Consider the following 24,166-nt stretch of genomic DNA (forward strand, 5'->3'; position numbering starts at 1 on the left):
TACTTGTTCTTCCCTCACAACAGAGTTTTACGATCCGAGAACCTTCTTCACTCACGCGGCGTTGCTCCATCAGACTTTCGTCCATTGTGGAAGATTCCCTACTGCTGCCTCCCGTAGGAGTCTGGGCCGTGTCTCAGTCCCAGTGTGGCCGATCACCCTCTCAGGTCGGCTACGCATCGTCGCCTTGGTGAGCCGTTACCCCACCAACTAGCTAATGCGCCGCGGGCCCATCCTGTAGTGACAGCCGAAGCCGCCTTTCAACACCGGACCATGTGGTCTGGTGGATTATTCGGTATTAGCCCCGGTTTCCCGGAGTTATCCCAATCTACAGGGCAGGTTGCCCACGTGTTACTCACCCGTCCGCCGCTGAATCTGGAGGAGCAAGCTCCTCCAGATTCCGCTCGACTTGCATGTATTAGGCACGCCGCCAGCGTTCGTCCTGAGCCAGGATCAAACTCTCCATAAAAGAGAACTTAATAGAAGCTCATTTTGTTGCTGGCATCATAATGATGTCCATTTTTGAACGTCCATCACAACCGTTTATAGGAAGCGACTTGGTTCGTGTTTGCGTCACGCACACCCAACGGGGGTCGGGGCGGTGACGCTCTATCTTGACGTCTTGCATGTTCAGTTTTCAATGTTCATATGTCGTCTTGGGACAACTTTCATATAGTAACAAAACATTCGATGTGTTGTCAACTATTTGTTTCGTCTTGTTTTGGCGACCTCTGTATCTTAGCATCGTTTCGGACAGAACGTCAACGCTTTTTCGAAACTTTTTCGTTACTTTTTTCAATTTCTGATTCAATCACAAGATGATGTTAGTCCGACAATAGATTGGCACAACATATCCGGCAAGCTTATTGTCTTTACACGTAGAATCAATTTCTCCAGCTACCTAAATCAAGCTGTATATACCGATTTCAGCGTTATATGAAAATAAAGACCATTTAATTTCCAAAGGACAAGATAATAGAGCTCCTCACCCTTTCCTCTACTTCGAAATAAAAAAACCACTCAACTTATTGTTGAGCGGCTTGCTGCTTCCGAGCTTTGCGTCGTTCTTCACGCTTCGCAAGGTCAATTTCAGATTGTTTGTTGTACTTCGGTAACGCCAGAAGTTGAAATGCGTTGACCGCCAATATTGGGAATAACAATAATGTCACCCAGCTATCCACACCTTCAGCGCGTACCATGAGCACTGGCAACCATTCTAATGTAGAAATAACAATCATGAAGAACATCGCAGAAATCAATGCATGTTTCTTTGTCAGACGTGCTTTGATCATGGCAACGGTCACACCAGTTCCAATCAGGACAAGAAGTAGTCCAAGATACAATAGTAACTGTTCAGTGGATGCTGATCCTGGGCGGAATCGGAAGATGATTAAATCTCCGATGACAATGATGATAAGTAAAACCTGGACCCAGTTCCAAAGTGTAAGGCTCTTAAAAATATTGACGCCCATCTGATGAATTGTTAAATACGCAAAAAATCCCATCTGAGCAATAACACTTACAGTGAACCCCATAACGACCATAAAGACAAAAGCCGCTGTGAATTCTCCCCACTCACCCGCTTGGAAGTATTGGGCGAATGCATCGTCCCATCGTATAAATAAGCCGAGCACACCTGTGATAAGTCCACCGATGAGCATCGCGCGTACAAAAAATTTAAACCAATTTCGTATAGTCACGAAAAATCCTCCATCTCTTTCTAGTTCTTCTCGATTGTATCAAATTATTTAGATAAAAATCTATGAATCACGCCAGTTCTTGCATAATTCCCTATCAATTGTGAACACTAATTGAAAAAGAGGTGAGGATGATGCGCGTTTGGCTGCTACTACTATCGATTTTGATTCTAGGTGCTTGTTCTCCATTTGAGCAAAAGTCGACATACGATGAAACGAAAAAGATGGTAATTGATGTGCAGCAAACAGAGGATGGCAAAGCTTTTTGGGAACATTCGATGCAAGACCCGAAATTTATGGACTCGATGGCAAAGAGTATGACGGCTCAGCAGAAAGAATTGATGAAGCAATTGATGACAGACCCCGCGTATATGAAAGAGTGGGAAGAGTTTTGGAAACAACCGACACAGCAGCAAGAACTGGAGAAGCTGTTGAAGTCGAGCAGTTTGCGAGAAGAGATGAAAAAAGTTGTAGAAGAAACGATTCAAAATCCTGTTTGGACAGCGTATTGGCAAGATCTTGTGATGAAAGCGGCGGAAGCTGGAAAAGGTACCGGTGGATCTGAAGGCGGTCCTTCTCGTGGAGGAGATCGTGCAGGTGGCTCGTCAGGCGATGGTGGCGCTGGTGGTGGCGGTTCTGGCGGTGGTCAAGCTGGTGGTGGGGGCCAGTAACAAGAAAAGGCAGTATTCTCGACTGATGAGAATACTGCCTTTTGATTATGCGCGTTCGATAACTTGTTGTGCGATTTCATTGTAAAGTTTGCCCGTTGGATGTGACTCTTCATAAACAGACGGTGCAAAGTCTTCGTTGTTCCAGTCAGGTTGCCCAAGTGGAATCTGACCCAATAACTCTGTGCGAAGTTCTTCCGCAAGTTTCGGTCCTCCACCTTTTCCGAACACCATCTCACGTTCACCCGTTGACTTCGATTCATACCATGCCATATTTTCGATGACGCCAATAACTTCGTGGTCGGTTTGTAGAGCCATTGCCCCAGCTCGTGCTGCTACGAAAGCGGCTGTTGGGTGTGGTGTTGTGACGACGATTTCTTTTGAAGCCGGAAGCATCTGATGAATATCTAAAGCGACATCACCTGTTCCGGGTGGTAAATCTAATAGAAGGAAATCAAGTTCTCCCCACTCTACATCTTTGAAGAATTGATCAAGAACTTTTCCAAGCATCGGTCCGCGCCAAACGACTGGTGCGTTGTTCTCTACGAAGAAGCCCATAGAAATGACTTTGACACCTTTACGTTCCACTGGAATGATTCGGTCTTCTTTAATTTGTGGGTTCTCACGAATACCCATCATGTCTGGCACGCTGAATCCGTAGATATCTGCGTCGACAAGGCCTACTTTTTTTCCTAGGCGTGCAAGTGCAACTGCTAAGTTTACGGAAACAGTTGATTTCCCTACGCCACCTTTACCAGAAGCGATTGAAATGATCTTCACGCTTGTTGCAGGAGATGTGAGGCTTTCTGCTGCTGCGCCAAGTTGGCCACGGAATTGCTCAAGTGCTTCTTGTGGAAGTTCTTCGAAACGGATTCCGACTGTAGCCACACCCGCACTCTTTAGTGTATCGACAACTTTTGTTTGAAGTTGCATTTGTTCTGCTGTATTTGTTTTTGCGATTGCGACTTTGACGCTTACGTAATTCTTTTCTTCTTTGATTTTAACGGACAGAATTCCGTTTGTTTCTTCAAGTGTTTTATGTAGAAACGGATCTTCGAGTTTTCCAAGAAGAGCCCGTACCTCTTGTTCGGTTAGCATGCTCAAAACCCCTTTTTTTCCTAGTCGTCTACTAGTATAGCATACCCTTGTGGAGTAGGGGTTGCTTGTGCTTGCAACTGGAAAAATTGTTCGAGGCCAGTGACAATGCCATGTGCAATTTTTTGCTGATATTCTGGTGTTTGCAAGAGTGCGCGTTCTTCTTCATTGCTGATAAATCCTGTTTCGACTAACGCAGAGGGGGCATTGGCTTTTTTAAGCAGATAGATTTGGCGAATACCCATCGCTTCTCGTTCTGTATTTTGTAGCGTGTCACGGAGGGTAGCTTGAATGGCTTTTGCGAGTGACTCCCCGTTCACTTCCCCTTCCTCATGGAAGAATACTTGTGCCCCGACTCCTTTTTGATGCAGTGTATGCGGGTGGGGTTTTGGGTATGACGTGGGATGGCAGAATCGGGGAGGTTCGGGGATTGTGTCGGGATTTTCACCAATTGTGTCCGAGAGATTCGAGGTCTAACGGCTGAGATTCGCCGTCTAAATCCGCCTGTTCACCACTTCCTCATATTATGGAAACTAATCTCCTCCCTCAATTTTCTTTCTATAAACTCTTGCATTAGTATTTCCTTCAGCAGCATAACCAGCTTGTAATAATACTTTGCGTATAGCATCCGCCCCTATCTCTGGTAGCTGCTTACGAATTTCAGAAATACTTAAAACCGGCCCATGAATTGCAAATTGACTGAGAATATTTAGCGCAATCAGTTCATGCGCTTTCACATTGCAGACTTTGCATACCCAGGTTCTAACGAATCTTTTTAGAGCAGAATGACATGTTGGACAGAATAATCCTTCAAGTAGTTCAGCTCGCTCAATCCTATACCTTTTAGAGAATGGTACTTCTTGAAAAAATTGAGTTTTAGTTATTATTTTTTGTTGTAACTTTTGGACTTCATTATCAGGTAGAACTAGTGGAAGTTGCTCGAGCTGTTGAACGAATAGAGGTAACCTCTTAAGTGTTATAAAAGTGTGAGGAGGTTGGGATGAAAAATCAAATGTAGCAGAAGCGTTTGCCCAAACAAGAGCAGTATAAATAGGTAATTGTAAATCTGGAAAGAGTGTAGAGAAGCCATTTAAATTTCGATCTAGCTGAGTAAATGGACAATCAAAAGCTTGCGGAGGTGTTTCTGGTAATGTACGAATTAGTTGAGCAGGTACTGAATTGAACTTAATATGCCCTGCAATATTTTTCACTTCAATTAAAAGAATGTATCTTCGCGTGATGATCACTAAGTCGATCTGAATCACTCGTCGCGTATGAACCTGTGTTATAAAATTACGAAGTATCATCGGGGGTTCTTTAAAAGTCACTTCTTCCAGATAACGAAAAACTTTAGATTCGCCTCTCTCACCCGTTTTAATATTTTTTAGTTGAGATTCTATATAACTTTTTTGAGGGTGATAGTGCGGGAGTTGAGCGTAGAAGATTTCAAGAGCAGAGATGAACGAGGTAGTGTGGTGAATGTAAATAGCAATCACTCCTTTTTAGTAGAATATCACCTTATGAAATAGGTGTACATTCATTTCTTCCTTTAATTGGTTTAAGAAACTGAGACTATGTCTGATGGTTCGGTTATTGTGTCGGGAGTTTCACCAATTGTGTCCGAGATGTTCGAGGTCTAAGGGGCGAGATTCGACGTCTAAATCTTCTTGTTCACCACTTCTTCATATTATGGAAACTAATCCAGCGAACCCCCCAAAATGTTTAAGCCCTTTCTAGTAAGCCCTTAGCTACTTAAGCCCTTTCTAGCAAGCCCTTAGCTACTTAAGCTCTTTCTAGTAAGCCCTTAGCTACTCAAAGCCCTTTCTAACAAAACAAAAAACCCACCCTCGCGATAAGCGAAGATGGGTTTGAATCGGCTCCAACAATTAACGTTTTGAGAACTGAGGTGCACGACGAGCGCCTTTAAGACCTGGCTTTTTACGCTCTTTCATACGTGGGTCACGTGTTAAGAATCCAGCAGATTTTAATTTACCGCGGAAGTCTGGGTCTACAGTTAGTAGAGCACGTGCGATACCGTGACGGATAGCACCAGCTTGACCAGTGAATCCTCCACCGTTTACGTTTACGTGTACATCGTAGCTACCTAGAGTTTCAGTAGTTACTAGTGGTTGTTTGATGATTTGCTCAAGCGTTTCGTATGGAACGTAGTCCGCTACTTCACGTTTGTTGATGATGATTTTTCCTTCGCCTGGTACTAAACGTACGCGAGCGACTGAGCTTTTACGACGGCCTGTGCCGATATATTGAACTTGTGCCAAGGGTATGTCCTCCTCTTAATGATTATCCGCGAAGCTCGTATGCTTCTGGTGTTTGTGCTGCATGTGGGTGTTCTGCTCCAGCGTAAACGTGAAGCTTACGGAACATTTGACGACCTAAAGAGTTTTTAGGAAGCATGCCTTTGATTGCTAGTTCTAACATTTGAGTTGGGTACTTCGTACGCATCTCAAGTGCAGTACGTTGCTTAAGACCACCAGTGAATTGTGTGTGGCGGTAGTAAATTTTGTCTTGCAATTTGTTACCAGTTAATTCGATTTTGTCAGCGTTGATGATGATCACGTTGTCACCAGTGTCAACGTTTGGTGTGAATGTTGGTTTGTTTTTCCCACGTAAGATTGAAGCTACTTCTGAAGCTAGACGACCAAGAGTTTGGCCTTCCGCGTCAACAACTAACCACTTACGCTCTACTTCGTGACCTTTAGCCATGAATGTTGTACGCATGTATATTGTCCTCCTAATAACGATCTTATTCGTTCTTGAATTTTCTATTTAACCTAACAATTAAGTTTCGGGGCTTATTTGTGGGGTTTTGAAAATACCATACATCATCGTATAACAGATACGACATTCTGTCAAGCGATTTTCAAAAAACACCTGGAAAAGTTGCTACAGCTCTTCGTAACCTACTTTTTCTAAATATAAGCCCTGTGGTGGCGCGGTTTTTCCGGCCTTGCCCCTGTCTTTTGCAGCGATGATTCCTGCCAAGTCTTCTGGCTGCTTCTTGCCGATTCCGATTTCCCACAATGTGCCCGCTAAAATCCGGACCATATTGTATAAAAAGCCGTTGCCGGTAATAACAAGATGCAATTGATTGCCATGGGACTCCAGACGCACATCATAAATCTTCCGTACGAAATCTTGAATGCTTGTGTTCGCTGCACTAAAGCTTCGGAAATCATGTTCTCCTAGTAGAGCCTGGGCCGCCTGTTGCATGCGTGAGACGTCCGGCTGCTTTCCAGGAACGTGAGAGAGCATATGACGCTCGAATGGCATAGGGATGGCCTCTAACGTCCACTTGTAGCGATAGGTCTTCCAACAGACATGGTAGCGGGCATGAAAATCGTCCGCGACCTGCTCGACCGCAAGTACACGGATATCTGCAGGAAGTTGAGCATTTAAACCTTTCACCCACCCTGTAGGCGGAATTGTGAGTGGACTGTCAAAATGGATGACCTGACCGGTTGCGTGAACGCCTGTGTCCGTTCGTCCACTCGCCGTGATACGTGTAAACGTTCCTTGATGCATCTTGGTCAGCACTTTCTCGACCTCTTCTTGCACGGTCCGTCCATTCGGTTGAACTTGATAGCCAGAGAAGCCGCTGCCATCGTAACTAATTGTTGCACGTAATCGCATATCGCTCCTCCTAACTACGCAAGAAGACAAGAGCGACCGCTAGACCTAGCAACACAACAATTGCTCCTGTGTCGCGCATCTTCCAGTCAAGCTGGCGGAACCGTGTTCGGCCTTCCCCGCCCTTGTAACCGCGTACTTCCATCGCAGTCGCCAAGTCTTCTGCTCGTTTAAACGCACTGACAAACAACGGAATCAGTAAGGGAACGACGGCCTTTAAACGTTCTTTGAAAGGTCCGGTCGTCATATCCGATCCACGTGCCATTTGCGCTTTCATGATCTTGTCCGTCTCATCCATCAATGTCGGAATAAAGCGTAATGAAATCGACATCATCAATGCCAGCTCATGGACGGGCATTTTGATTTTCTTCAATGGGTTCAATAACAGTTCTAATGCATCCGTGATCGAAATCGGCGTTGTCGTCAGCGTCAAGATCGTTGTCATCACGACGAGGACAAAGAAACGGATGGCGATGAAAACCCCTTGGATAACTCCACCTGTGTAGATTTCTGTAAACCCAAGGTCAAGTAGCACCGTTCCTTCTTTTGTGAAGAATGTATGCAATAAGAACGTGAAAATGAGCAGGAAGAGGACCGGCTTGAGCCCCATCACAATGAAGTAAAAACGGATGCCTGAAAGACGCACAATGAATAACGTAAACAGAATCAACAAACCATACGTGATCCAGCTATTGGCTAAAAATACGATGGCGATGAACAGGAACACAAAAATCAACTTTGCACGTGCATCAATGCGATGCACGATCGAGTCGCCAGGGATGTAGCGACCAAAAATCATTTTTTCTAACATCAGCGCGTTCCCTCACTTTCTTGCTCAAAATGCGAGGCAATCGCTTCAGCCAGGGTCTCTTCTGTCAAATAAAGCACCGGAAATGCCTGACCTGTAATCGTTTCAAATTCACGTTGGAGTTTTACAGACTGAGGAAGCTCCAAGCGGAAGTCGCGCAACAACTCGTCTTGCGCAAACACCTCTTGCGGCGTCCCCTCCACTACGCATCGCCCACTGTGCATGATGGCCACACGGTCCGCGTAGCGCGCAGCATCTTCCATACTGTGTGTCACGAGAATCGTCGTCAAGTTCTTCTCTTCGTGTAGACGGGCGAACAGGTTCATGATTTCTTTCCGACCGCGTGGATCAAGTCCAGCTGTCGGTTCATCGAGTACAAGGACGTCTGGATCCATCGCAAGAACGCCAGCAATCGCTACTCGGCGCATCTGGCCACCGGATAGATCAAACGGCGACTTCTGTAATGTTCCTTCTGGCAAACCCAGTAGCCCAACTAATTCGTGGGCACGTCGACGAGCTTCTTCTTCTGGCACGCCAAAGTTCATCGGACCAAACATGATGTCTTTTTCTACTGTCTCTTCGAACAATTGATGCTCTGGAAACTGGAATACAATGCCGACACGACTGCGCACAGACTTTAATTCTTTCGGTTTGACCCCTGCCTCGATCACTTTCTCACCAATCGTCACAGTTCCGGCAGTCGGTTTTAAAATGGCATTCAAATGCTGTAAGACAGTCGACTTCCCGGAGCCTGTGTGACCAATGATGGCTTGGTAACTGCCCGTTGGAATGGTAAGATCCACCTCATGAAGTGCACGTTTTTCAAAAGGTGTCCCCGCCGCATAGGCATAGCTTACTTGTCGGAGTGTAATGTCCATAATGCTTCCACCAATTCTTTCTCTGACATGATTGTAGCTGGCACATCGACTCCACGTGCACGAAGAAGATTCGCAACGTTTGCTGCAAATGGTAAATCAAGGCCCAGCTTCGTAATTTGTTCCCGATTCGCAAATACTTCTTCAGGACGACCTTCAAGGAACTTTTCGCCGCCGTTCATGACAATGACCCGGTCCGCAAGCATCGCTTCTTCTAGGTCATGTGTAATCGATAATACGGTCACTTCAGACGACTCACGCAGCATTTGAAGTGTTTGAATCACTTCTCGGCGCCCTTGTGGATCGAGCATCGACGTCGCTTCGTCTAAAATGAGTAATTTAGGTCGCATGGCAATAGCCCCCGCGATGGCCACTCGTTGCTTCTGTCCACCTGATAAGTGATGGGGCTCTTGATTTAAAAAGTCCGCCATCTGCACTTGTTGCAAAGCAGAGTGCACACGCTCCACCATATCTTCATAGACAATGCCGTTATTTTCTAATGCGAAGGCTACGTCATCTTGAACAGTAGCTCCGACAAATTGGTTATCCGGGTTCTGGAACACCATTCCAAGTTGCGAACGGCTCTCCCATAACGTGTCCTCATTCAAAGGCTGGCCAAATAACTCGACGACCCCTTCACTCGGAAACAATAATCCGTTGATCAATTTTGCCATTGTTGATTTACCCGACCCGTTATGGCCGACAATCGCAATCCATTCTCCTTGCTCAACCGAATAGGAGACGTGGGAAACAGCTGGTTTCACGACTTCATCTGAAGGATACGTATATGATACGTCTTGAAGTTTTACAACGGTTGTCATGTCCTATTCCTCCTCTACTCAACTAATCTCGACTTTTTGTAATAAGTCCGAAGCAATGCACCGGGAATGCATTCCTTCCGAACTACTACCATTATTTTTAGGTAATAAAAAAGCGCGCACCTCATCAGTGCGCTCTTCAGGGTTTAACAGGCCGCTTGCTCAAGGCAGTCTGCTCGATGAGGTGCGTAGAGCTAGACGAGACGCCGCCCCGGAGGACCCGCTCATCGTAACGCTCAGCCTTTTTAATTGTCGTATAAATCTTTTGAAAAAGAGAGAGTCTGGGTGAACCCTAAACCCTCTCTCATTGTCTTACACTAATTCGATCACTACTACTGGTGCGCCGTCTCCACGACGTGGACCAACTTTCATGATACGTGTGTAACCACCTTGACGATCTGCGTAGCGTGGTGCTACATCATCAAATAGTTTAGATAAAGCGTATACTGATGTTTCATTGCCTTCTTCATCTGTTTTCACAGCTGTTTCGTTGCGAATGTAAGCAGCAGCTTGACGGCGAGCATGAAGATCGCCACGCTTTCCTAATGTGATCATTTTTTCAACTACAGAACGTAATTCCTTCGCACGTGCTTCAGTTGTCTGAATACGCTCGTTGATGATTAGGTCCGTAGTTAAGTCACGTAACATCGCTTTACGCTGAGAACTTGTACGTCCAAGTTTGCGGTAACCCATGGATGTTTCCCTCCTTTAGTTCAATAATTATCTAGCTGAATCAAATTTAGCGCTTAGTCTTCTTTACGTAATCCTAAGCCAAGCTCATCTAACTTCGCTTTTACTTCTTCAAGTGACTTACGTCCAAGGTTACGTACTTTCATCATGTCGTCTTCTGACTTGTTCGCAAGTTCTAGAACCGTGTTGATTCCAGCGCGCTTTAAGCAGTTGTAAGAACGTACAGAAAGATCAAGCTCTTCAATTGTCATTTCCAAGACTTTTTCTTTTTGATCTTCTTCTTTTTCGACCATGATTTCAGCAGTTTTTGCCTCATCTGTCATGCCAACAAAGATGTTCAAGTGCTCCGTTAAGATTTTAGCTCCAAGCGAAATCGCCTCTTTTGGACCGGTGCTGCCATCTGTCCACACATCAAGCGATAACTTATCGTAGTTCGTCGATTGACCAACACGAGTATTTTCTACTTGAAAATTAACGCGTGAAACTGGAGTGTAAATAGAGTCGATCGGGATTACGCCGATAGGAAGATCCTCACGTTTGTTTTGATCAGCAGGAGTATAGCCACGGCCTCGGTTTGCATAAAGACGCATACGAAGGTGTCCGTTTTTGCCGATTGTTGCGATATAGAGTTCAGGGTTCAAAATTTCAACATCACTGTCATGCGTAATATCCGCAGCAGTTACTGACCCTTCACCTTTGACATCAATTTCGATGACTTTTTCTTCATCGGAATAGATTTTAAGTGCAAGTTTTTTCACGTTCATAATGATAGATGCAACATCTTCTACAACGCCCTCAATAGTTGAGAACTCGTGAAGTACACCATCAATTTGAATAGAAGTCACTGCAGCTCCTGGTAAAGAAGACAGAAGAATGCGGCGTAGTGAATTCCCCAAAGTATTTCCATACCCACGTTCTAGCGGCTCAACAACAAATTTGCCATATTTCGCATCTTCGCTGATTTCTATCGTTTCAATCTTTGGTTTTTCGATTTCCAGCATACTACTTTACCCTCCCTCAAAACATCGAATGTATAGGACTTGCCATCATGAATTCGATCGTTGCTGATTTTCATCAGTCCAATAAATGATGCAGTTTCACCTATTACACGCGACGGCGTTTTGGTGGACGGCAACCGTTATGTGGAACTGGAGTTACGTCTTTAATAGCAGTTACGTCTAGACCAGCAGCTTGAAGTGCACGAATTGCAGCTTCACGACCAGCACCAGGACCTTTTACTGTTACTTCTAACGTTTTCAAACCGTGTTCCATAGAACCCTTTGCAGCTGTTTCAGCAGCCATTTGTGCAGCGAATGGAGTAGATTTACGTGAACCACGGAATCCTAGTGCTCCAGCGCTTGACCATGAAAGGGCATTTCCTTGCATGTCAGTAATCGTAACGATTGTATTGTTAAATGTAGAACGGATGTGAGCAATACCAGACTCGATATTCTTTTTCACACGACGTTTACGAGTTTGTTGTTTACGTGCCATGTTGAGAAGAAACCTCCTTTACCGATTATTTTTTCTTGTTCGCTACAGTTTTACGAGGACCTTTACGCGTACGCGCATTGTTCTTCGTATTTTGTCCACGAACTGGTAGACCACGACGGTGACGGATACCACGGAATGAACCGATTTCCATTAGACGTTTGATGTTTAGAGAGATTTCACGACGAAGATCTCCTTCTACTTTAAACGCACCGACTGATTCACGAATTTTGTTTAGCTCATCTTCAGTTAGATCGCGTACACGAGTATCTTGAGATACGCCAGCAGCTTCTAAAACTTTCTGAGCCGTGTTTTTACCAATACCATAAATGTATGTTAATGAAATTACAACGCGCTTATCGCGAGGAATATCAACACCAGCAATACGTGCCATGAGTGCACCTCCTTCAAATTAACCTTGTCTTTGTTTGTGTTTAGGGTTTTCACAGATTACCATTACTTTACCGCGTCGGCGAATAACCTTACATTTTTCGCAGATCGGTTTTACAGATGGTCTCACTTTCATCTAACCTAACCTCCTTAATAGTCCGGAGTGCAAAAGATTATTTAAAACGGTACGTAATACGACCGCGAGTTAAATCATAAGGAGATAGTTCAATTGTGACTTTGTCTCCAGGAAGAATTCGAATAAAGTGCATCCGGATCTTTCCAGAAACGTGTGCCAAAATTGTGTGGCCATTTTCAAGTTCTACCTTGAACATAGCATTTGGCAAAGTCTCAACTACTGTTCCTTCGACTTCAATTACATCATCTTTCGCCATCAACCCAGTCTCCCTTCTTATACAAATCAAGCCGAAGCCCCATTCGATGTTGTCGTTGCTTCATACAGGTACGATCGTCTGCTGAGAGCATATGTCTGGAAAGCATGAGAGATGATCGAAAGACACTCGTAAGGCTTCGCATAAAGCAATCGATGCTTCCACGAAACCCATTATACCCCTTCCGATGGGCAGTTGTACACTTTCCCACCATCCGTTCGTATACCGGGCGCAATATGCTTTTGCAGCTCTCGAGAAAAACAATTTCTTGTTGCATACCACCCGGGCGTCCGAAGACTAGAACCGGGGTTACTTGCGATGGTTTGTTAATAGAGCATCGATATCAGCAAACACCTTTGTAATATGCTGCTGACCATCAATATTTGTCAACACGCCTTTGTCGCTATAAAAATCGAGCAATGGCTGTGTTTGCTTCATATTTACTTCCAGACGGTTGGTGACCGTTTCTGGATTATCATCCGCACGTTGATACAATTCGCCACCATCTTTATCACATTTGCCTTCCTCTTGTGGAGGATTAAAGACTAAGTGATAAGCAGTGCCACACTCTTTACAAATGCGACGACCAGTTAAACGTTTAATCAACTCTTCTTGCTCCACTTGAATGTTGATGACATGTTCCACTGATTTGTTCAAATCAGCAAGTGTCGCATCCAAAGCTTCTGCTTGAGGAACTGTGCGTGGGAAACCATCTAACAAGAATCCTTTTTCACAATCCGGTTGGCTTAAGCGTTCACGAACGATACCAATCGTTACTTCATCAGGTACCAAAGCACCTTGATCCATAAACGATTTTGCTTCAAGACCTAATGCCGTTTGGTTTTTAATAGCCGCACGGAACATATCGCCTGTAGAAATATGAGGGATTTCGTACTTCTCAACAATTTTATCTGCTTGCGTACCTTTACCGGCACCTGGCAAACCCATTAAAACGATATTCATACGTTTTTTCCTCCCTCTCATCAATAGGTCGAAAGAGGAACACATTGTCCCCATTTCAACCTCTTACTTCATAAACCCTTTATAGTGACGCTTCACAAGTTGTGACTCTAGCTGTTTCATTGTCTCTAGTGCAACCCCTACAACGATGATCAAGCTTGTTCCACCGATTTGCGCTGCTTGTGGCAGACCTGCAAATTCAATGAATAACAAAGGCATGATTGAAATCACTGCTAAGAAAATTGCCCCAACAAATGTTAAGCGGTAAAGCACACTTGTTAAATAATCTTGCGTTTGGCTTCCTGGACGAATCCCCGGAATGTACGCTCCTTGCTTTTTCAAGTTGTCTGCCACGTTCTCTGGATTCACCTGAATGAATGCATAGAAGTATGTGAAGGCAACAATCAAACCAACGAACAATACCATACCGATCGGCTGTGTGTAATCAAGTACACGTGTCATCGTTTCAGTGAACGAGTTCGTTCCGAAGAACAGTGTAAGTGATTGCGGCGCCATTAAGAAAGCAGATGCGAAGATTACCGGGATAACTCCCGCCGCGTTAACTTTTAATGGTAAGTGTGTTTGCTGACCGCCAGTGGATGACGAGCCGGCTACACGTTTTGCATATTGAATTGGAATCTTACGAAGTGCTTGTTGGATGTAGATAACACCAACAGTTACAGCGATGATTGCCAATAAAATTAATGCGAGAATTGCAAGATTGATGAATAAGGCATCGCCCGCTCCTTCAATTTGCGTAGCGTAGATTTGGTTTACTGCTGTTGGGATGGCAGCTACGATACCCGCGAAGATGATAATAGAAATTCCATTACCCACTCCATGAGCTGTAATTTGCTCACCTAACCATAGCAAGAATGCTGTTCCAGCAGTCAATACGATTGCGATAACAACATATGTCATTACGCCGTCGTCTTGAATCAATTGGCCACTATACATTTGGTTGAACCCGTATGACATAGCGATTGCTTGAATAAACGCAAGTACGATTGTGAAATAACGAGTGAATTGTGCAAGTTTCCGTCTCCCGACTTCTCCTTGTTTTGCCCACTCTGTAAATTTCGGGACAACATCCATCTGTAGCAATTGCACAATGATAGATGCGGTGATGTATGGCATAATTCCCATCGCTAGGATAGAGAAGTTGACCAACGCGCCCCCACCGAAAATGTTTAGGAATCCAATAATCCCTAACTCATCAGAAGCACGCAGCACGTCTGCATCAACGTTTGGTACTGGTACGAACGTTCCCAAACGGAAGATGACGAGCATTGCTAACGTGAAAAGAATTTTATTTCGAATATCTCGCACACGCATAAAGTTAGAGATTGTTTGAAACATTAAATCACCTCGACAGATCCGCCTGCGTTCTCGATTGCTTCTTTAGCGGAAGCAGAGAACTTGTGAGCTTGAACAGAAAGCTTTTTATCAAGAGTTCCGTTACCAAGGATCTTGATTCCAGATCTTTCTTTGCTCACTACACCTGTTTCAATAAGAAGAGCAGGTGTAACTTCTGTGCCCTCTTCGAAACGGTTAAGCGCATCTAGGTTGACTACAGCATATTCTTTACGGTTAATGTTTGTAAATCCACGTTTTGGTAAACGACGGAACAATGGGTTTTGTCCACCCTCGAATCCTGGGCGTACTCCACCGCCAGAACGAGCGTTTTGCCCTTTGTGACCTTTACCTGATGTCTTACCGTTACCAGAACCTGTACCACGACCTACGCGGTTGCGTTCTTTACGTGAACCTTCAGCTGGTTTTAACTCATGTAGTTTCAACTGGTGGCACCTCCTTAATTGTAAAATCAGAGAATTACTTCTCGTTAACTGTGACTAGGTGAGCTACTTTCGTGATCATTCCACGAATTGCAGCATTGTCTTGATGTTCAACTGTTTGGTGCATCTTACGAAGACCAAGTGCCTCAGCAACTTTACGTTGGTTAGGCTTTGAACCAATCAAACTTTTAGTTAGGGTGATTTCTAATTTGTTTGTCATTGTCAATTCCCCCCTTATCCTAATAGTTCTTCCACTGATTTACCACGAAGCTTAGCAACATCTTCAGCACGCTTCAGTTGTGTTAAACCTTCAACAGTAGCGCGAACCATGTTGATTGGTGTGTTAGAACCTAGTGATTTAGAAAGAATGTCAGTGATACCAGCTAGCTCAAGTACAGCACGAACCGGTCCACCAGCGATAACTCCTGTACCAGGTGCAGCAGGTTTGATTAGGATCGAACCAGCGCCAAAGTGGCCAAGCACTTGGTGAGGTGTAGTTCCATCTACCATTGGTACTTCGATTAAGTTTTTCTTCGCGTCTTCAACAGCCTTGCGGATTGCGTCTGGCACTTCTTGTGCTTTACCAGTACCGAATCCAACATGTCCGTTTTTGTCACCAACAACGACTAATGCTGTAAAGCGGAAACGACGTCCACCTTTTACAACTTTAGCAACACGGTTGATTGTTACTACGCGTTCTTCGAATTCAAATTTGTTTGGGTCAATAGCACGCATGATGTATTTCCCTCCTTCTTCTTAAAATTCTAAGCCATTTTCACGTGCAGCATCAGCTAATGCTTTCACGCGTCCATGATATAAGTAACCTCCACGGTCAAATACAACAGAAGTAACGTTCTTTTCTACTGCGCGTTTAGCGATTGCTTCGCCAACTTTCGCTGCAGCTTCTACATTACCTGTAGCACCGTCAAAGTCTTTTTCCATTGTTGAAGCGCTAGCTAGTGTTACACCAGAAGCATCATCAATCAATTGTGCATAAATGTGTTGATTAGAACGGTATACGTTTAAGCGTGGACGCTCAGCAGTTCCCGTGATTTTTGTACGAACACGTGCATGACGTTTCTTACGAACTTGATTCTTATCTTGTTTCGTAATCACAGTGGTCACTCCTTTCTAATGCTTACGAGCATTATTTACCTGTTTTACCTTCTTTACGACGAACGGCTTCGCCTTCATAACGAATTCCTTTACCTTTATACGGCTCTGGAGGACGTACTTGACGGATGTTAGAAGCTAATGCTCCAACGCGTTCTTTGTTGATCCCTTTAACGATTACCTTCGTGTTAGAAGGAACTTCGATTTCAAGACCATCTTCAGGTGTGAATTCAACTGGGTGAGAGTAACCTACGTTAAGTACAAGTTTCTTACCTTGTAATTGTGCACGGTAACCTACCCCAACTAATTCAAGACTGCGTGTAAATCCTTCAGAAACACCAGTGACCATGTTAGCTAGTAACGCACGTGTTGTTCCGTGGACTGTACGATGTTCTTTCGACTCAGACGGACGCACTACTGAAAGTGTGTTGCCTTCTTGTTCGATTTTCATATCTTGGTTGAACGTACGAGTTAACTCACCTTTAGGACCTTTTACAGTGACAGTGTTGTCATCTGCAATTGTCAGGGTAACGTTAGCTGGTACTTCAATAACTTTTTTACCTACGCGAGACATGCTGTTGCACCTCCATTCATTTGTTACGGATTACCAAACGTAAGCGACGACTTCTCCGCCAACTTGTTTAGCACGAGCTTCTTTATCAGTTACAAGACCTTGTGAAGTTGAAATTAATGCGATCCCAAGACCGTTAAGTACTTTAGGAACATCGCTAGTTTTCGCGTAAACGCGAAGACCTGGTTTAGAAATACGTTTTAAGCCAGTGATAACACGTTCGTTATTTTGACCGTATTTCAAGAAGATACGGATGATACCTTGTTTGCTATCTTCTACATACTCTACATCACGGACGAAACCTTCACGCTTTAGGATTTCAGCGATTTCCTTCTTCAAGTTTGAAGCAGGCACTTCTAGTTTCTCGTGACGAACCATATTCGCATTACGAATGCGAGTCAGCATATCTGCAATTGGATCTGACATTGTCATTACATTTACCTCCTTCCCAGTTTAGGGGATTACCAGCTTGCTTTTTTAACGCCTGGAATTTGTCCTTTGTAAGCTAACTCACGGAAACAAATACGGCAAAGCTTGAATTTACGATATACAGAGTGCGGACGTCCACAACGCTCACAGCGTGTGTAGGCTTGCACTGGATGTTTTGGCGTACGTTTTTGTTTAGCGATCATTGATTTTTTAGCCACGATTTCGCCTCCCTATTATTTACTTTTGGAATGGCATACCGAATTGTGTCAATAACTCGCGAGCTTCTTCATCAGAGTTCGCAGTTGTTACAATTACGATGTCCATACCGCGGACTTTAGATACTTTATCATAATCGATTTCAGGGAAGATTAATTGCTCTTTAACACCTAGAGTGTAGTTACCGCGACCGTCGAATGCTTTTTTAGAAACACCGCGGAAGTCACGTACACGTGGAAGTGAGATTGAGATTAATTTATCCAAGAAGTCATACATACGCTCACCGCGTAATGTAACTTTCGCACCGATTGGCATACCTTCACGAAGGCGGAAGCCGGCGATAGATTTTTTAGCTTTAGTGATAACTGGCTTTTGACCAGCGATTGTTTGCAACTCTTCAACAGCAGCATCAAGTGATTTAGTGTTTTGGACAGCGTCGCCCACACCCATGTTGATCACGATTTTATCTACTTTTGGTACTTGCATAACAGATGTATATTCGAACTTGCTCATAAGAGCAGGAGTAACTTCGTTAACAAACTTTTCTTTTAGGCGGTTCATGTGTGTACCTCCCTTCTTCATTTTGCTTATTTAAGAATTTCACCAGATTTTTTGGCAACACGAACTTTTTTACCGTCTTCCACTTTGTACCCTACGCGAGTTGGTTCCCCTGTTTTAGGGTCAATCAACATAACATTCGATACGTGAATGGCAGCTTCTTGTTCTACAATTCCACCTTGTGGATTTGCTTGGTTTGGCTTAGTGTGCTTTTTGACGATGTTTACACCTTCAACTAGCACGCGGTCTTTCTTAGGAAACGCTGAAAGGATCACACCTGTTTTCCCTTTATCTTTCCCTGAGATTACCATGACTTTATCGCCTTTTTTTACATGCATTCTGTCGCACCTCCTTGATTGGCACTATCTCGTAATTAAAGAACTTCTGGAGCTAAAGATACGATTTTCATGAAATTGCTGTCACGTAGTTCACGTGCAACTGGTCCGAAAATACGAGTTCCACGAGGTCCTTTGTCGTCTTTGATGATGACACAAGCGTTCTCATCAAATTTGATGTACGTACCGTCTTTACGGCGAACTCCGCTTTTCGTGCGAACGATTACCGCTCTAACTACGTCACCCTTCTTAACAACGCCACCTGGTGTTGCTTTCTTAACTGTACACACGACGATATCGCCGATGTTAGCAGTCTTACGTCCAGTACCACCAAGAACTTTAATAGTTAAAACTTCACGTGCTCCTGAGTTATCAGCAACTTTCATACGACTCTCTTGTTGGATCATTTAGGTTACCTCCTTCCGGAAATAAATAGTTCCGAATTATGATTAGATAATAACCGCTTTTTCTACAACTTCCAGTAAACGGAAACGTTTTGTAGCTGACAGCGGGCGAGTTTCCATGATGCGTACGATATCTCCTACTTGAGCTTCGTTCATTTCATCATGTGCTTTAAATTTCTTAGAATATTTTACACGCTTGCCGTATAGTTTGTGTGTCTTGTAAGTTTCAACTAAAACAGTTACAGTTTTGTCCATTTTGTCTGAAACAACACGGCCTGTATATACTTTGCGTTGGTTACGCTCAGTCATGCTTGAAAACCTCCTTTATCAGTTGTTTGCACTGATTTCTCTTTCGCGAATCACAGTTTTCATACGTGCAATCGCTTTGCGGACTTCACGAATGCGAGCTGTGTTTTCTAATTGACCAGTCGCCAATTGGAAGCGAAGGTTGAAAAGCTCTTCTTTCAGTGATTTTACCTTTTGTTCGATCTCAGCTGTAGTAAGTTCACGGATGTCATTAGCTTTCATTAGATTCACCACCAATTTCTTGACGTTTAACTACTTTACATTTTACAGGCAACTTGTGAGATGCAAGACGAAGTGCTTCGCGTGCTACCTCTTCAGATACTCCTGCAATTTCAAACATGATTTTTCCTGGCTTAACGACAGCAACCCAGCCTTCAGGTGCTCCCTTACCAGAACCCATACGTACCTCAAGAGGCTTTTTCGTATATGGTTTGTGCGGGAAAATTTTAATCCAAACTTTACCGCCACGTTTCATGTAACGTGTCATTGCAATACGTGCAGACTCAATCTGACGGCTTGTGATCCAGCTTGCTTCAGTTGACTGAAGGCCAAATTCACCAAATGTTACTTCTGTACCGCCTTTTGCTTGTCCGCGCATTTTTCCACGGTGTTGACGACGGTATTTAACGCGTTTAGGCATTAACATATTAGTTGCCTCCTTCCTCAGAGTTCTTCTTAGTCGGAAGGACTTCTCCACGATAGATCCATACTTTAACGCCTAGCTTCCCGTAAGTTGTGTCAGCTTCAGCGTGTGCGTAGTCGATATCTGCACGAAGTGTATGAAGTGGAACAGTACCTTCGCTGTAATGTTCAGCACGTGCGATGTCAGCTCCACCAAGACGACCAGAAACTTGTGTTTTGATCCCTTTAGCGCCAGAACGCATTGTGCGTTGAATAGCTTGTTTTTGTGCACGACGGAAAGATACACGGCCTTCAAGTTGGCGTGCAATTCCTTCAGCTACTAATTTCGCATCCAGATCCGCGCGTTTGATTTCAACGATGTTGATGTGTACACGCTTGCCAGTTAAGTCGTTTAAAGATTTACGTACAGCTTCAACTTCTGTACCACCTTTACCGATTACCATACCTGGTTTCGCAGTGTGAATTGTAATGTTAACACGTTTTGCAGCACGCTCGATTTCTACTTTAGAAACTGACGCGTCTTTTAGACGTGTGTCGATGAATTGACGAATTTTTAAATCTTCGTGTAAGAGTGTAGCGTAATCCTTCTCTGCGAACCATTTTGATTCCCAGTCACGAATGATACCTACGCGTAACCCTATTGGATGTACTTTTTGACCCACGAATTATCCCTCCTTCTTCTCAGATACCACTAAAGTGATGTGGCTAGTACGTTTGTTAATCGCACTCGCACGACCTTGTGCACGTGGACGGAAACGTTTTAATGTTGGACCTTCATCAACGAAGACCTCAGATACTACTAAGCTGTTAATATCTAAATCATAGTTGTGCTCAGCGTTTGCGATAGCTGATTTCAATAGCTTTTCAACAACCGGTGAAGCAGAACGTGGTGTGTGGTTTAAAATTGCAACAGCTTCGCCAACTTGCTTGCCTCGGATCAAATCAACGACTAATCGTACTTTACGAGGAGCAATGCGCACTGTTCTAGCAATAGCTTTAGCTTGTGCCATGTGGTGTTACCTCCTCTCAATTAGCGTCTTGTTTTCTTATCGTCAGCACCGTGACCTTTATAAGCACGTGTTGGTGCGAACTCGCCTAATTTGTGTCCAACCATATCTTCAGTTACGTATACAGGCACGTGTTTACGACCATCGTAGACTGCAATCGTTTGACCGATAAATGTTGGGAAAATTGTAGAGCGACGAGACCAAGTTTTGATGACAGACTTTTTCTCATTGTCCTTTTGAGCTTCCACTTTTTTCATTAAGTGATCGTCTACAAAAGGTCCTTTTTTCAAGCTACGACCCATTTTGGAACCTCCCTTAGTGATTCCACTACGGCTCCTACGAACCGCAGTTTAACCACTTTATTTTTTACGACGACGAATGATCATTTTGTCGGATTTGTTTTTCTTCTTACGTGTCTTCGCTCCTAGAGTTGGTTTACCCCATGGAGACATTGGAGACTTACGTCCGATTGGTGTACGACCTTCACCACCACCGTGTGGGTGATCGTTCGGGTTCATTACAGATCCACGTACAGTTGGGCGTTTACCTAACCAGCGTGAACGACCTGCTTTACCGATGTTTACTAGTTCGTGTTGTTCGTTTCCTACTTCACCGATTGTTGCACGGCAAACACCTAGGATAAGGCGAACTTCACCAGATTGAAGACGTACGATTACGTACTTACCTTCACGACCTAAAACTTGTGCAGATGTACCAGCAGAACGTACTAGCTGTCCACCTTTACCAGGTTTCATTTCGATGTTGTGGATTGTAGAACCCATTGGGATGTTTTCAAGTGGTAACGCGTTACCTACTTTAATATCCGATTCTGGTCCAGATACGATTTCCATACCTACTACTAATCCTTTTGGTGCTAAGATGTAACGTTTTTCTCCATCAACATAGTTGATTAAAGCGATATTCGCTGAGCGGTTTGGATCATACTCGATTGTAGCAACGCGGCCTGGAATGCCATCTTTGTTGCGTTTGAAATCGATGATACGGTATTGACGCTTGTGACCGCCACCGTGATGACGAACAGTAATTTTACCTTGGTTGTTACGGCCGCCTTTACGCTTCACAGGAGCAAGCAATGATTTCTCAGGCTTGTTAGTTGTGATTTCAGCATAATCAAGACTAGTCATGTTACGACGTCCGTTTGTGGTCGGTTTATACTTTCTAATCGCCATGTTTTTCCCTCCTTCATGGTTTTAACTCTTCTATAAGATTAGATCTCGAATAATTCGATTTCTTTGCTATCGACTGTTAAAGTAACGATTGCTTTACGACGTTTGTTTGTGAATCCGCCGAAACGGCCAACGCGCTTGAATTTACCTTTGTAGTTCATGATGTTTACTTTCGCAACTTCAACACCAAAGATTTCTTCTACTGCGCTTTTCACGTTTGTTTTTGTAGCGCGAGTGTCCACTTCGAAAGTGTACTTTTTCTCGCCCATTAGTTCAGAAGAACGCTCGGTAATGACCGGACGTTTAATAATATCACGTGCTTCCATTATCCAAGCACCTCCTCCACTTTTTCTACAGCTGCTTTTGTCATGATTAACTGATCGTGACCCACTAGGTCAAGAACGTTAATTCCAGAAGCAGAAACAACTGTGATGCCTGCGATGTTACGTGCAGATAATGCAACGTTCTCATCTAGGTCAGCTGTTACAACAAGAGCTTTTTTCGCGATTGAAAGATCTTTCAATACTTGAACGAAGTCTTTTGTTTTTGGTGCATCAAATGATAATGCATCCACTACTAGCAAGCTTTCTTCGCGAACCTTAGAAGATAACGCTGAAAGAAGAGCTAAGCGACGAACTTTCTTCGGTAGTTTGTAGCTGTAGCTACGTGGAACTGGACCGAATACGATACCACCACCACGCCATTGTGGAGAGCGGATAGAACCTTGACGAGCACGGCCTGTACCTTTTTGGCGCCATGGCTTACGTCCACCACCTGCAACCTCAGAGCGACCTTTCACTTTGTGGTTACCTTGGCGTAGAGAAGCACGTTGTGCAATGATAGCTTCAAAAAGTACCGCTTCGTTTGGTTCGATTCCGAACACGCTATCGTTTAATTCGATCTCGCCTACTTCAGAACCTGTTACGTTTAAAACTTTAACTTTTGCCATTCCTGTTTCCTCCTTTCTTCAAAGATTATTTCGATTTAATAGCCGCTTTCACAACTACTAATGATTTACGAGAACCAGGAACATTACCTTTTACTAATAGTAGGTTACGCTCAGCATCAATCTTAACCACTTCTAGGTTTTGGATTGTTACTGTGTGTCCACCCATTTGACCAGGTAATTTCTTTTGTTTGAATACACGGTTCGGAGCAACTGGACCCATTGAACCCGGACGACGGTGGTAACGAGAACCGTGAGACATTGGGCCGCGAGATTGTCCGTGGCGTTTAATTACACCCTGGAAACCTTTACCTTTTGAAACACCTGTTACATCGATTACATCGCCTTCAGCGAAACTTTCTACATTGACTACTTGACCAACCTCGTAATCAGCAGTATTAAGTCCGCGGAACTCGCGGATGAAGCGCTTAGGAGCAGTGTCCGCTTTTGCTACGTGTCCTTTAGCTGGTTTGTTAGAAAGCTTTTCGCGCTTATCTTCAAAACCTAACTGAATTGATTCGTAGCCATCCGTGTCAACAGTTTTCTTTTGAAGCACTACGTTTGGTGTTGCTTCGATAACTGTTACTGGGATAAGATCACCGTTCTCAGCAAATACTTGCGTCATACCGATTTTTCTACCTAAGATTCCTTTGGTCATTCGTCACACCTCCTGTTAATTGTTTGTTAGTTTATTTTTTACCTATTAAAGTTTGATTTCGATATCAACGCCAGATGGTAAATCAAGCTTCATTAACGCGTCAACAGTTTGTGGTGTTGGGTTAACGATATCGATCAGACGTTTATGCGTACGCATTTCGAATTGCTCACGAGAATCTTTGTACTTGTGAACAGCACGCAAGATTGTGTACGTCGACTTCTCAGTTGGAAGTGGGATCGGACCTGATACACTAGCACCTGAACGTTTCGCAGTTTCTACGATTTTCTCAGCAGACTGATCTAGAATTCTGTGATCATACGCTTTTAAACGGATACGAATTTTTTGTTTTGCCATTACTTTCCCTCCTTTTCGCCTATTTACTAGACATTCTCCACGAAAATTTTCCAACGCACGCGCCATGGCAAAGCGGCCGGGTGTGTCGGTAACCTCTCGCTTCATCGCAGTCAAAGAC

General features: G+C 44.0%; 40 protein-coding genes and 1 rRNA gene. 1 reads left to right on the top strand and 40 read right to left on the bottom strand.

Annotated features, from left to right (window positions below; all coding sequences use genetic code 11):
- Together AB5N96_RS03100 and AB5N96_RS03105 are read right to left on the bottom strand one after the other, a co-directional pair.
- Positions 1–466 (bottom strand): 16S ribosomal RNA (locus AB5N96_RS03100); the annotation flags it as partial.
- A 556-nt stretch (positions 467–1,022) separates the two neighbouring features.
- Entirely contained in the window at positions 1,023–1,697 is a 675-nt protein-coding gene (locus tag AB5N96_RS03105; protein WP_204591555.1) for a KinB-signaling pathway activation protein, read from the bottom strand.
- A 131-nt stretch (positions 1,698–1,828) separates the two neighbouring features.
- Here AB5N96_RS03105 and AB5N96_RS03110 point away from each other — a divergent pair, with 131 nt between their 5' ends.
- Positions 1,829–2,365 (top strand): GerD family protein, encoded by a 537-nt coding sequence (locus tag AB5N96_RS03110; protein ID WP_499704621.1) that lies wholly within the window; start codon positions 1,829–1,831, stop codon positions 2,363–2,365.
- A 45-nt stretch (positions 2,366–2,410) separates the two neighbouring features.
- Here the strand turns inward: AB5N96_RS03110 and salA are convergent, their stop codons facing one another.
- From salA to rpsJ, 38 genes are all read right to left on the bottom strand, one after another.
- A complete protein-coding gene (gene salA, locus AB5N96_RS03115) occupies positions 2,411–3,460 on the bottom strand; it encodes an iron-sulfur carrier protein/transcriptional regulator SalA (RefSeq protein WP_392455488.1) in 1,050 nt (349 codons plus the stop codon).
- 20 nt (positions 3,461–3,480) lie between these two features.
- The gene (locus AB5N96_RS03120) at positions 3,481–3,909 is read right to left on the bottom strand and encodes an N-acetylmuramoyl-L-alanine amidase family protein (RefSeq protein WP_499704804.1); all 429 of its coding nucleotides are present in this window, start codon (positions 3,907–3,909) and stop codon (positions 3,481–3,483) included.
- A gap of 81 nt (positions 3,910–3,990) precedes the next feature.
- A complete protein-coding gene (locus tag AB5N96_RS03125) occupies positions 3,991–4,953 on the bottom strand; it encodes a nuclease-related domain-containing protein (RefSeq protein WP_499704622.1) in 963 nt (320 codons plus the stop codon).
- Positions 4,954–5,343: 390 nt separating this feature from the next.
- Complete coding sequence (rpsI, locus tag AB5N96_RS03130; RefSeq protein WP_094942181.1) at positions 5,344–5,736, bottom strand: 30S ribosomal protein S9; 393 nt, start codon at positions 5,734–5,736, stop codon at positions 5,344–5,346.
- Between the two features lie 22 nt (positions 5,737–5,758).
- Entirely contained in the window at positions 5,759–6,196 is a 438-nt protein-coding gene (gene rplM / locus AB5N96_RS03135; protein WP_204591543.1) for a 50S ribosomal protein L13, read from the bottom strand.
- A gap of 165 nt (positions 6,197–6,361) precedes the next feature.
- Positions 6,362–7,108, bottom strand: coding sequence for a tRNA pseudouridine(38-40) synthase TruA (gene truA / locus AB5N96_RS03140; protein WP_499704623.1), 747 nt, complete (start codon positions 7,106–7,108; stop codon positions 6,362–6,364).
- A gap of 10 nt (positions 7,109–7,118) precedes the next feature.
- Positions 7,119–7,916, bottom strand: coding sequence for an energy-coupling factor transporter transmembrane component T family protein (locus AB5N96_RS03145; protein ID WP_499704624.1), 798 nt, complete (start codon positions 7,914–7,916; stop codon positions 7,119–7,121).
- Complete coding sequence (locus tag AB5N96_RS03150; protein ID WP_392455483.1) at positions 7,916–8,791, bottom strand: energy-coupling factor ABC transporter ATP-binding protein; 876 nt, start codon at positions 8,789–8,791, stop codon at positions 7,916–7,918. The genes AB5N96_RS03145 and AB5N96_RS03150 overlap by 1 nt, the downstream gene beginning before the upstream one ends.
- Entirely contained in the window at positions 8,767–9,609 is an 843-nt protein-coding gene (locus AB5N96_RS03155; RefSeq protein WP_204591534.1) for an energy-coupling factor ABC transporter ATP-binding protein, read from the bottom strand. Before AB5N96_RS03155 ends, AB5N96_RS03150 begins: the two co-directional genes overlap by 25 nt.
- A gap of 309 nt (positions 9,610–9,918) precedes the next feature.
- The gene (gene rplQ, locus AB5N96_RS03160; protein ID WP_094942187.1) at positions 9,919–10,299 is read right to left on the bottom strand and encodes a 50S ribosomal protein L17; all 381 of its coding nucleotides are present in this window, start codon (positions 10,297–10,299) and stop codon (positions 9,919–9,921) included.
- A 53-nt stretch (positions 10,300–10,352) separates the two neighbouring features.
- Positions 10,353–11,297 (bottom strand): DNA-directed RNA polymerase subunit alpha, encoded by a 945-nt coding sequence (locus AB5N96_RS03165; RefSeq protein WP_204591532.1) that lies wholly within the window; start codon positions 11,295–11,297, stop codon positions 10,353–10,355.
- Between the two features lie 103 nt (positions 11,298–11,400).
- The gene (gene rpsK, locus AB5N96_RS03170) at positions 11,401–11,790 is read right to left on the bottom strand and encodes a 30S ribosomal protein S11 (RefSeq protein ID WP_094942188.1); all 390 of its coding nucleotides are present in this window, start codon (positions 11,788–11,790) and stop codon (positions 11,401–11,403) included.
- 25 nt (positions 11,791–11,815) lie between these two features.
- Positions 11,816–12,181: a 30S ribosomal protein S13 gene (gene rpsM / locus AB5N96_RS03175; protein ID WP_204591530.1), complete on the bottom strand. Its 366-nt coding sequence runs from the start codon at positions 12,179–12,181 to the stop codon at positions 11,816–11,818.
- Positions 12,182–12,199: 18 nt separating this feature from the next.
- Positions 12,200–12,313 (bottom strand): 50S ribosomal protein L36, encoded by a 114-nt coding sequence (gene rpmJ, locus AB5N96_RS03180; protein WP_003247619.1) that lies wholly within the window; start codon positions 12,311–12,313, stop codon positions 12,200–12,202.
- A 37-nt stretch (positions 12,314–12,350) separates the two neighbouring features.
- Positions 12,351–12,569, bottom strand: coding sequence for a translation initiation factor IF-1 (infA, locus tag AB5N96_RS03185; RefSeq protein WP_016429904.1), 219 nt, complete (start codon positions 12,567–12,569; stop codon positions 12,351–12,353).
- Between the two features lie 306 nt (positions 12,570–12,875).
- A complete protein-coding gene (locus tag AB5N96_RS03190) occupies positions 12,876–13,529 on the bottom strand; it encodes an adenylate kinase (RefSeq protein ID WP_204591526.1) in 654 nt (217 codons plus the stop codon).
- A gap of 63 nt (positions 13,530–13,592) precedes the next feature.
- Positions 13,593–14,885: a preprotein translocase subunit SecY gene (gene secY / locus AB5N96_RS03195; protein ID WP_204591524.1), complete on the bottom strand. Its 1,293-nt coding sequence runs from the start codon at positions 14,883–14,885 to the stop codon at positions 13,593–13,595.
- Complete coding sequence (gene rplO / locus AB5N96_RS03200; protein WP_100354151.1) at positions 14,885–15,325, bottom strand: 50S ribosomal protein L15; 441 nt, start codon at positions 15,323–15,325, stop codon at positions 14,885–14,887. The genes secY and rplO overlap by 1 nt, the downstream gene beginning before the upstream one ends.
- Positions 15,326–15,359: 34 nt before the next feature.
- A complete protein-coding gene (rpmD, locus tag AB5N96_RS03205; RefSeq protein ID WP_204591523.1) occupies positions 15,360–15,542 on the bottom strand; it encodes a 50S ribosomal protein L30 in 183 nt (60 codons plus the stop codon).
- Between the two features lie 14 nt (positions 15,543–15,556).
- Complete coding sequence (rpsE, locus tag AB5N96_RS03210; RefSeq protein ID WP_204591521.1) at positions 15,557–16,057, bottom strand: 30S ribosomal protein S5; 501 nt, start codon at positions 16,055–16,057, stop codon at positions 15,557–15,559.
- 21 nt (positions 16,058–16,078) lie between these two features.
- The gene (rplR, locus tag AB5N96_RS03215; protein WP_204591518.1) at positions 16,079–16,438 is read right to left on the bottom strand and encodes a 50S ribosomal protein L18; all 360 of its coding nucleotides are present in this window, start codon (positions 16,436–16,438) and stop codon (positions 16,079–16,081) included.
- 31 nt (positions 16,439–16,469) lie between these two features.
- Positions 16,470–17,009 (bottom strand): 50S ribosomal protein L6, encoded by a 540-nt coding sequence (gene rplF / locus AB5N96_RS03220; RefSeq protein ID WP_204591516.1) that lies wholly within the window; start codon positions 17,007–17,009, stop codon positions 16,470–16,472.
- 30 nt (positions 17,010–17,039) lie between these two features.
- Entirely contained in the window at positions 17,040–17,438 is a 399-nt protein-coding gene (gene rpsH / locus AB5N96_RS03225) for a 30S ribosomal protein S8 (protein WP_204591514.1), read from the bottom strand.
- A gap of 29 nt (positions 17,439–17,467) precedes the next feature.
- Positions 17,468–17,653: a type Z 30S ribosomal protein S14 gene (locus AB5N96_RS03230; protein WP_094942199.1), complete on the bottom strand. Its 186-nt coding sequence runs from the start codon at positions 17,651–17,653 to the stop codon at positions 17,468–17,470.
- Positions 17,654–17,672: 19 nt separating this feature from the next.
- Positions 17,673–18,212: a 50S ribosomal protein L5 gene (gene rplE, locus AB5N96_RS03235; protein ID WP_204591512.1), complete on the bottom strand. Its 540-nt coding sequence runs from the start codon at positions 18,210–18,212 to the stop codon at positions 17,673–17,675.
- A gap of 26 nt (positions 18,213–18,238) precedes the next feature.
- Positions 18,239–18,547 (bottom strand): 50S ribosomal protein L24, encoded by a 309-nt coding sequence (rplX, locus tag AB5N96_RS03240; protein ID WP_204591510.1) that lies wholly within the window; start codon positions 18,545–18,547, stop codon positions 18,239–18,241.
- A gap of 35 nt (positions 18,548–18,582) precedes the next feature.
- Positions 18,583–18,951, bottom strand: a complete 369-nt coding sequence (gene rplN, locus AB5N96_RS03245; protein ID WP_204591508.1) for a 50S ribosomal protein L14 — start codon at positions 18,949–18,951, stop codon at positions 18,583–18,585.
- A 42-nt stretch (positions 18,952–18,993) separates the two neighbouring features.
- On the bottom strand, positions 18,994–19,257 hold the full coding sequence (gene rpsQ / locus AB5N96_RS03250; RefSeq protein WP_204591506.1) for a 30S ribosomal protein S17: 264 nt from the start codon (positions 19,255–19,257) through the stop codon (positions 18,994–18,996).
- A gap of 18 nt (positions 19,258–19,275) precedes the next feature.
- Complete coding sequence (gene rpmC, locus AB5N96_RS03255) at positions 19,276–19,476, bottom strand: 50S ribosomal protein L29 (RefSeq protein WP_053591325.1); 201 nt, start codon at positions 19,474–19,476, stop codon at positions 19,276–19,278.
- Entirely contained in the window at positions 19,466–19,900 is a 435-nt protein-coding gene (gene rplP / locus AB5N96_RS03260; RefSeq protein ID WP_204591504.1) for a 50S ribosomal protein L16, read from the bottom strand. The genes rpmC and rplP overlap by 11 nt, the downstream gene beginning before the upstream one ends.
- A 1-nt stretch (position 19,901) precedes the next feature.
- On the bottom strand, positions 19,902–20,558 hold the full coding sequence (gene rpsC, locus AB5N96_RS03265; RefSeq protein ID WP_204591502.1) for a 30S ribosomal protein S3: 657 nt from the start codon (positions 20,556–20,558) through the stop codon (positions 19,902–19,904).
- 3 nt (positions 20,559–20,561) lie between these two features.
- On the bottom strand, positions 20,562–20,906 hold the full coding sequence (gene rplV / locus AB5N96_RS03270; RefSeq protein ID WP_204591500.1) for a 50S ribosomal protein L22: 345 nt from the start codon (positions 20,904–20,906) through the stop codon (positions 20,562–20,564).
- Between the two features lie 20 nt (positions 20,907–20,926).
- Positions 20,927–21,205 (bottom strand): 30S ribosomal protein S19, encoded by a 279-nt coding sequence (gene rpsS, locus AB5N96_RS03275; RefSeq protein ID WP_204591498.1) that lies wholly within the window; start codon positions 21,203–21,205, stop codon positions 20,927–20,929.
- A 57-nt stretch (positions 21,206–21,262) separates the two neighbouring features.
- Complete coding sequence (gene rplB / locus AB5N96_RS03280; protein ID WP_204591495.1) at positions 21,263–22,093, bottom strand: 50S ribosomal protein L2; 831 nt, start codon at positions 22,091–22,093, stop codon at positions 21,263–21,265.
- Positions 22,094–22,131: 38 nt separating this feature from the next.
- Positions 22,132–22,416: a 50S ribosomal protein L23 gene (rplW, locus tag AB5N96_RS03285; protein WP_204591494.1), complete on the bottom strand. Its 285-nt coding sequence runs from the start codon at positions 22,414–22,416 to the stop codon at positions 22,132–22,134.
- On the bottom strand, positions 22,416–23,039 hold the full coding sequence (gene rplD / locus AB5N96_RS03290; RefSeq protein ID WP_204591492.1) for a 50S ribosomal protein L4: 624 nt from the start codon (positions 23,037–23,039) through the stop codon (positions 22,416–22,418). The genes rplW and rplD overlap by 1 nt, the downstream gene beginning before the upstream one ends.
- Positions 23,040–23,064: 25 nt before the next feature.
- Positions 23,065–23,694 (bottom strand): 50S ribosomal protein L3, encoded by a 630-nt coding sequence (gene rplC / locus AB5N96_RS03295; protein WP_392455479.1) that lies wholly within the window; start codon positions 23,692–23,694, stop codon positions 23,065–23,067.
- Positions 23,695–23,739: 45 nt separating this feature from the next.
- Positions 23,740–24,048 (bottom strand): 30S ribosomal protein S10, encoded by a 309-nt coding sequence (rpsJ, locus tag AB5N96_RS03300; RefSeq protein ID WP_093274779.1) that lies wholly within the window; start codon positions 24,046–24,048, stop codon positions 23,740–23,742.
- Positions 24,049–24,166: the final 118 nt, after the last annotated feature.

The sequence above is a fragment of the Chryseomicrobium imtechense genome (assembly GCF_041475995.1).
Taxonomy (GTDB): Bacteria; Bacillota; Bacilli; order Bacillales_A; family Planococcaceae; genus Chryseomicrobium; species Chryseomicrobium aureum.

Bases quoted from the DNA above. Each gene is read 5' to 3' on its own strand.
- rpsE (WP_204591521.1), bottom strand. From the start codon at position 16,057: ATGCGTGCTATTGACCCAAACAAATTTGAATTCGAAGAACGCGTAGTA.
- rplE (WP_204591512.1), bottom strand. From the start codon at position 18,212: ATGAACCGCCTAAAAGAAAAGTTTGTTAACGAAGTTACTCCTGCTCTT.
- rpsM (WP_204591530.1), bottom strand. From the start codon at position 12,181: ATGGCACGTATTGCTGGTGTTGATATTCCTCGCGATAAGCGCGTTGTA.
- rplW (WP_204591494.1), bottom strand. From the start codon at position 22,416: ATGGAAGCACGTGATATTATTAAACGTCCGGTCATTACCGAGCGTTCT.
- rplX (WP_204591510.1), bottom strand. From the start codon at position 18,547: ATGCATGTAAAAAAAGGCGATAAAGTCATGGTAATCTCAGGGAAAGAT.
- rplC (WP_392455479.1), bottom strand. From the start codon at position 23,694: ATGACCAAAGGAATCTTAGGTAGAAAAATCGGTATGACGCAAGTATTT.
- rplQ (WP_094942187.1), bottom strand. From the start codon at position 10,299: ATGGGTTACCGCAAACTTGGACGTACAAGTTCTCAGCGTAAAGCGATG.
- rplD (WP_204591492.1), bottom strand. From the start codon at position 23,039: ATGGCAAAAGTTAAAGTTTTAAACGTAACAGGTTCTGAAGTAGGCGAG.
- salA (WP_392455488.1), bottom strand. From the start codon at position 3,460: ATGCTAACCGAACAAGAGGTACGGGCTCTTCTTGGAAAACTCGAAGAT.
- infA (WP_016429904.1), bottom strand. From the start codon at position 12,569: ATGGCGAAAGATGATGTAATTGAAGTCGAAGGAACAGTAGTTGAGACT.
- rplV (WP_204591500.1), bottom strand. From the start codon at position 20,906: ATGGCACAAGCTAAAGCTATTGCTAGAACAGTGCGCATTGCTCCTCGT.
- rpsJ (WP_093274779.1), bottom strand. From the start codon at position 24,048: ATGGCAAAACAAAAAATTCGTATCCGTTTAAAAGCGTATGATCACAGA.
- AB5N96_RS03150 (WP_392455483.1), bottom strand. From the start codon at position 8,791: ATGGACATTACACTCCGACAAGTAAGCTATGCCTATGCGGCGGGGACA.
- rpsS (WP_204591498.1), bottom strand. From the start codon at position 21,205: ATGGGTCGTAGCTTGAAAAAAGGACCTTTTGTAGACGATCACTTAATG.
- rpmC (WP_053591325.1), bottom strand. From the start codon at position 19,476: ATGAAAGCTAATGACATCCGTGAACTTACTACAGCTGAGATCGAACAA.
- rplB (WP_204591495.1), bottom strand. From the start codon at position 22,093: ATGGCGATTAGAAAGTATAAACCGACCACAAACGGACGTCGTAACATG.
- rpmJ (WP_003247619.1), bottom strand. From the start codon at position 12,313: ATGAAAGTGAGACCATCTGTAAAACCGATCTGCGAAAAATGTAAGGTT.
- rpsK (WP_094942188.1), bottom strand. From the start codon at position 11,790: ATGGCACGTAAACAACAAACTCGTAAACGTCGTGTGAAAAAGAATATC.
- AB5N96_RS03155 (WP_204591534.1), bottom strand. From the start codon at position 9,609: ATGACAACCGTTGTAAAACTTCAAGACGTATCATATACGTATCCTTCA.
- rplP (WP_204591504.1), bottom strand. From the start codon at position 19,900: ATGTTAATGCCTAAACGCGTTAAATACCGTCGTCAACACCGTGGAAAA.
- rplM (WP_204591543.1), bottom strand. From the start codon at position 6,196: ATGCGTACAACATTCATGGCTAAAGGTCACGAAGTAGAGCGTAAGTGG.
- truA (WP_499704623.1), bottom strand. From the start codon at position 7,108: ATGCGATTACGTGCAACAATTAGTTACGATGGCAGCGGCTTCTCTGGC.
- AB5N96_RS03145 (WP_499704624.1), bottom strand. From the start codon at position 7,916: ATGTTAGAAAAAATGATTTTTGGTCGCTACATCCCTGGCGACTCGATC.
- secY (WP_204591524.1), bottom strand. From the start codon at position 14,885: ATGTTTCAAACAATCTCTAACTTTATGCGTGTGCGAGATATTCGAAAT.
- rplF (WP_204591516.1), bottom strand. From the start codon at position 17,009: ATGTCTCGCGTAGGTAAAAAAGTTATTGAAGTACCAGCTAACGTTACC.
- rplN (WP_204591508.1), bottom strand. From the start codon at position 18,951: ATGATCCAACAAGAGAGTCGTATGAAAGTTGCTGATAACTCAGGAGCA.
- rpsH (WP_204591514.1), bottom strand. From the start codon at position 17,438: ATGACAATGTCAGATCCAATTGCAGATATGCTGACTCGCATTCGTAAT.
- AB5N96_RS03110 (WP_499704621.1), top strand. From the start codon at position 1,829: ATGCGCGTTTGGCTGCTACTACTATCGATTTTGATTCTAGGTGCTTGT.
- AB5N96_RS03190 (WP_204591526.1), bottom strand. From the start codon at position 13,529: ATGAATATCGTTTTAATGGGTTTGCCAGGTGCCGGTAAAGGTACGCAA.
- AB5N96_RS03165 (WP_204591532.1), bottom strand. From the start codon at position 11,297: ATGCTGGAAATCGAAAAACCAAAGATTGAAACGATAGAAATCAGCGAA.
- rpmD (WP_204591523.1), bottom strand. From the start codon at position 15,542: ATGACAAACAAATTAGAAATCACCCTAACTAAAAGTTTGATTGGTTCA.
- rpsQ (WP_204591506.1), bottom strand. From the start codon at position 19,257: ATGACTGAGCGTAACCAACGCAAAGTATATACAGGCCGTGTTGTTTCA.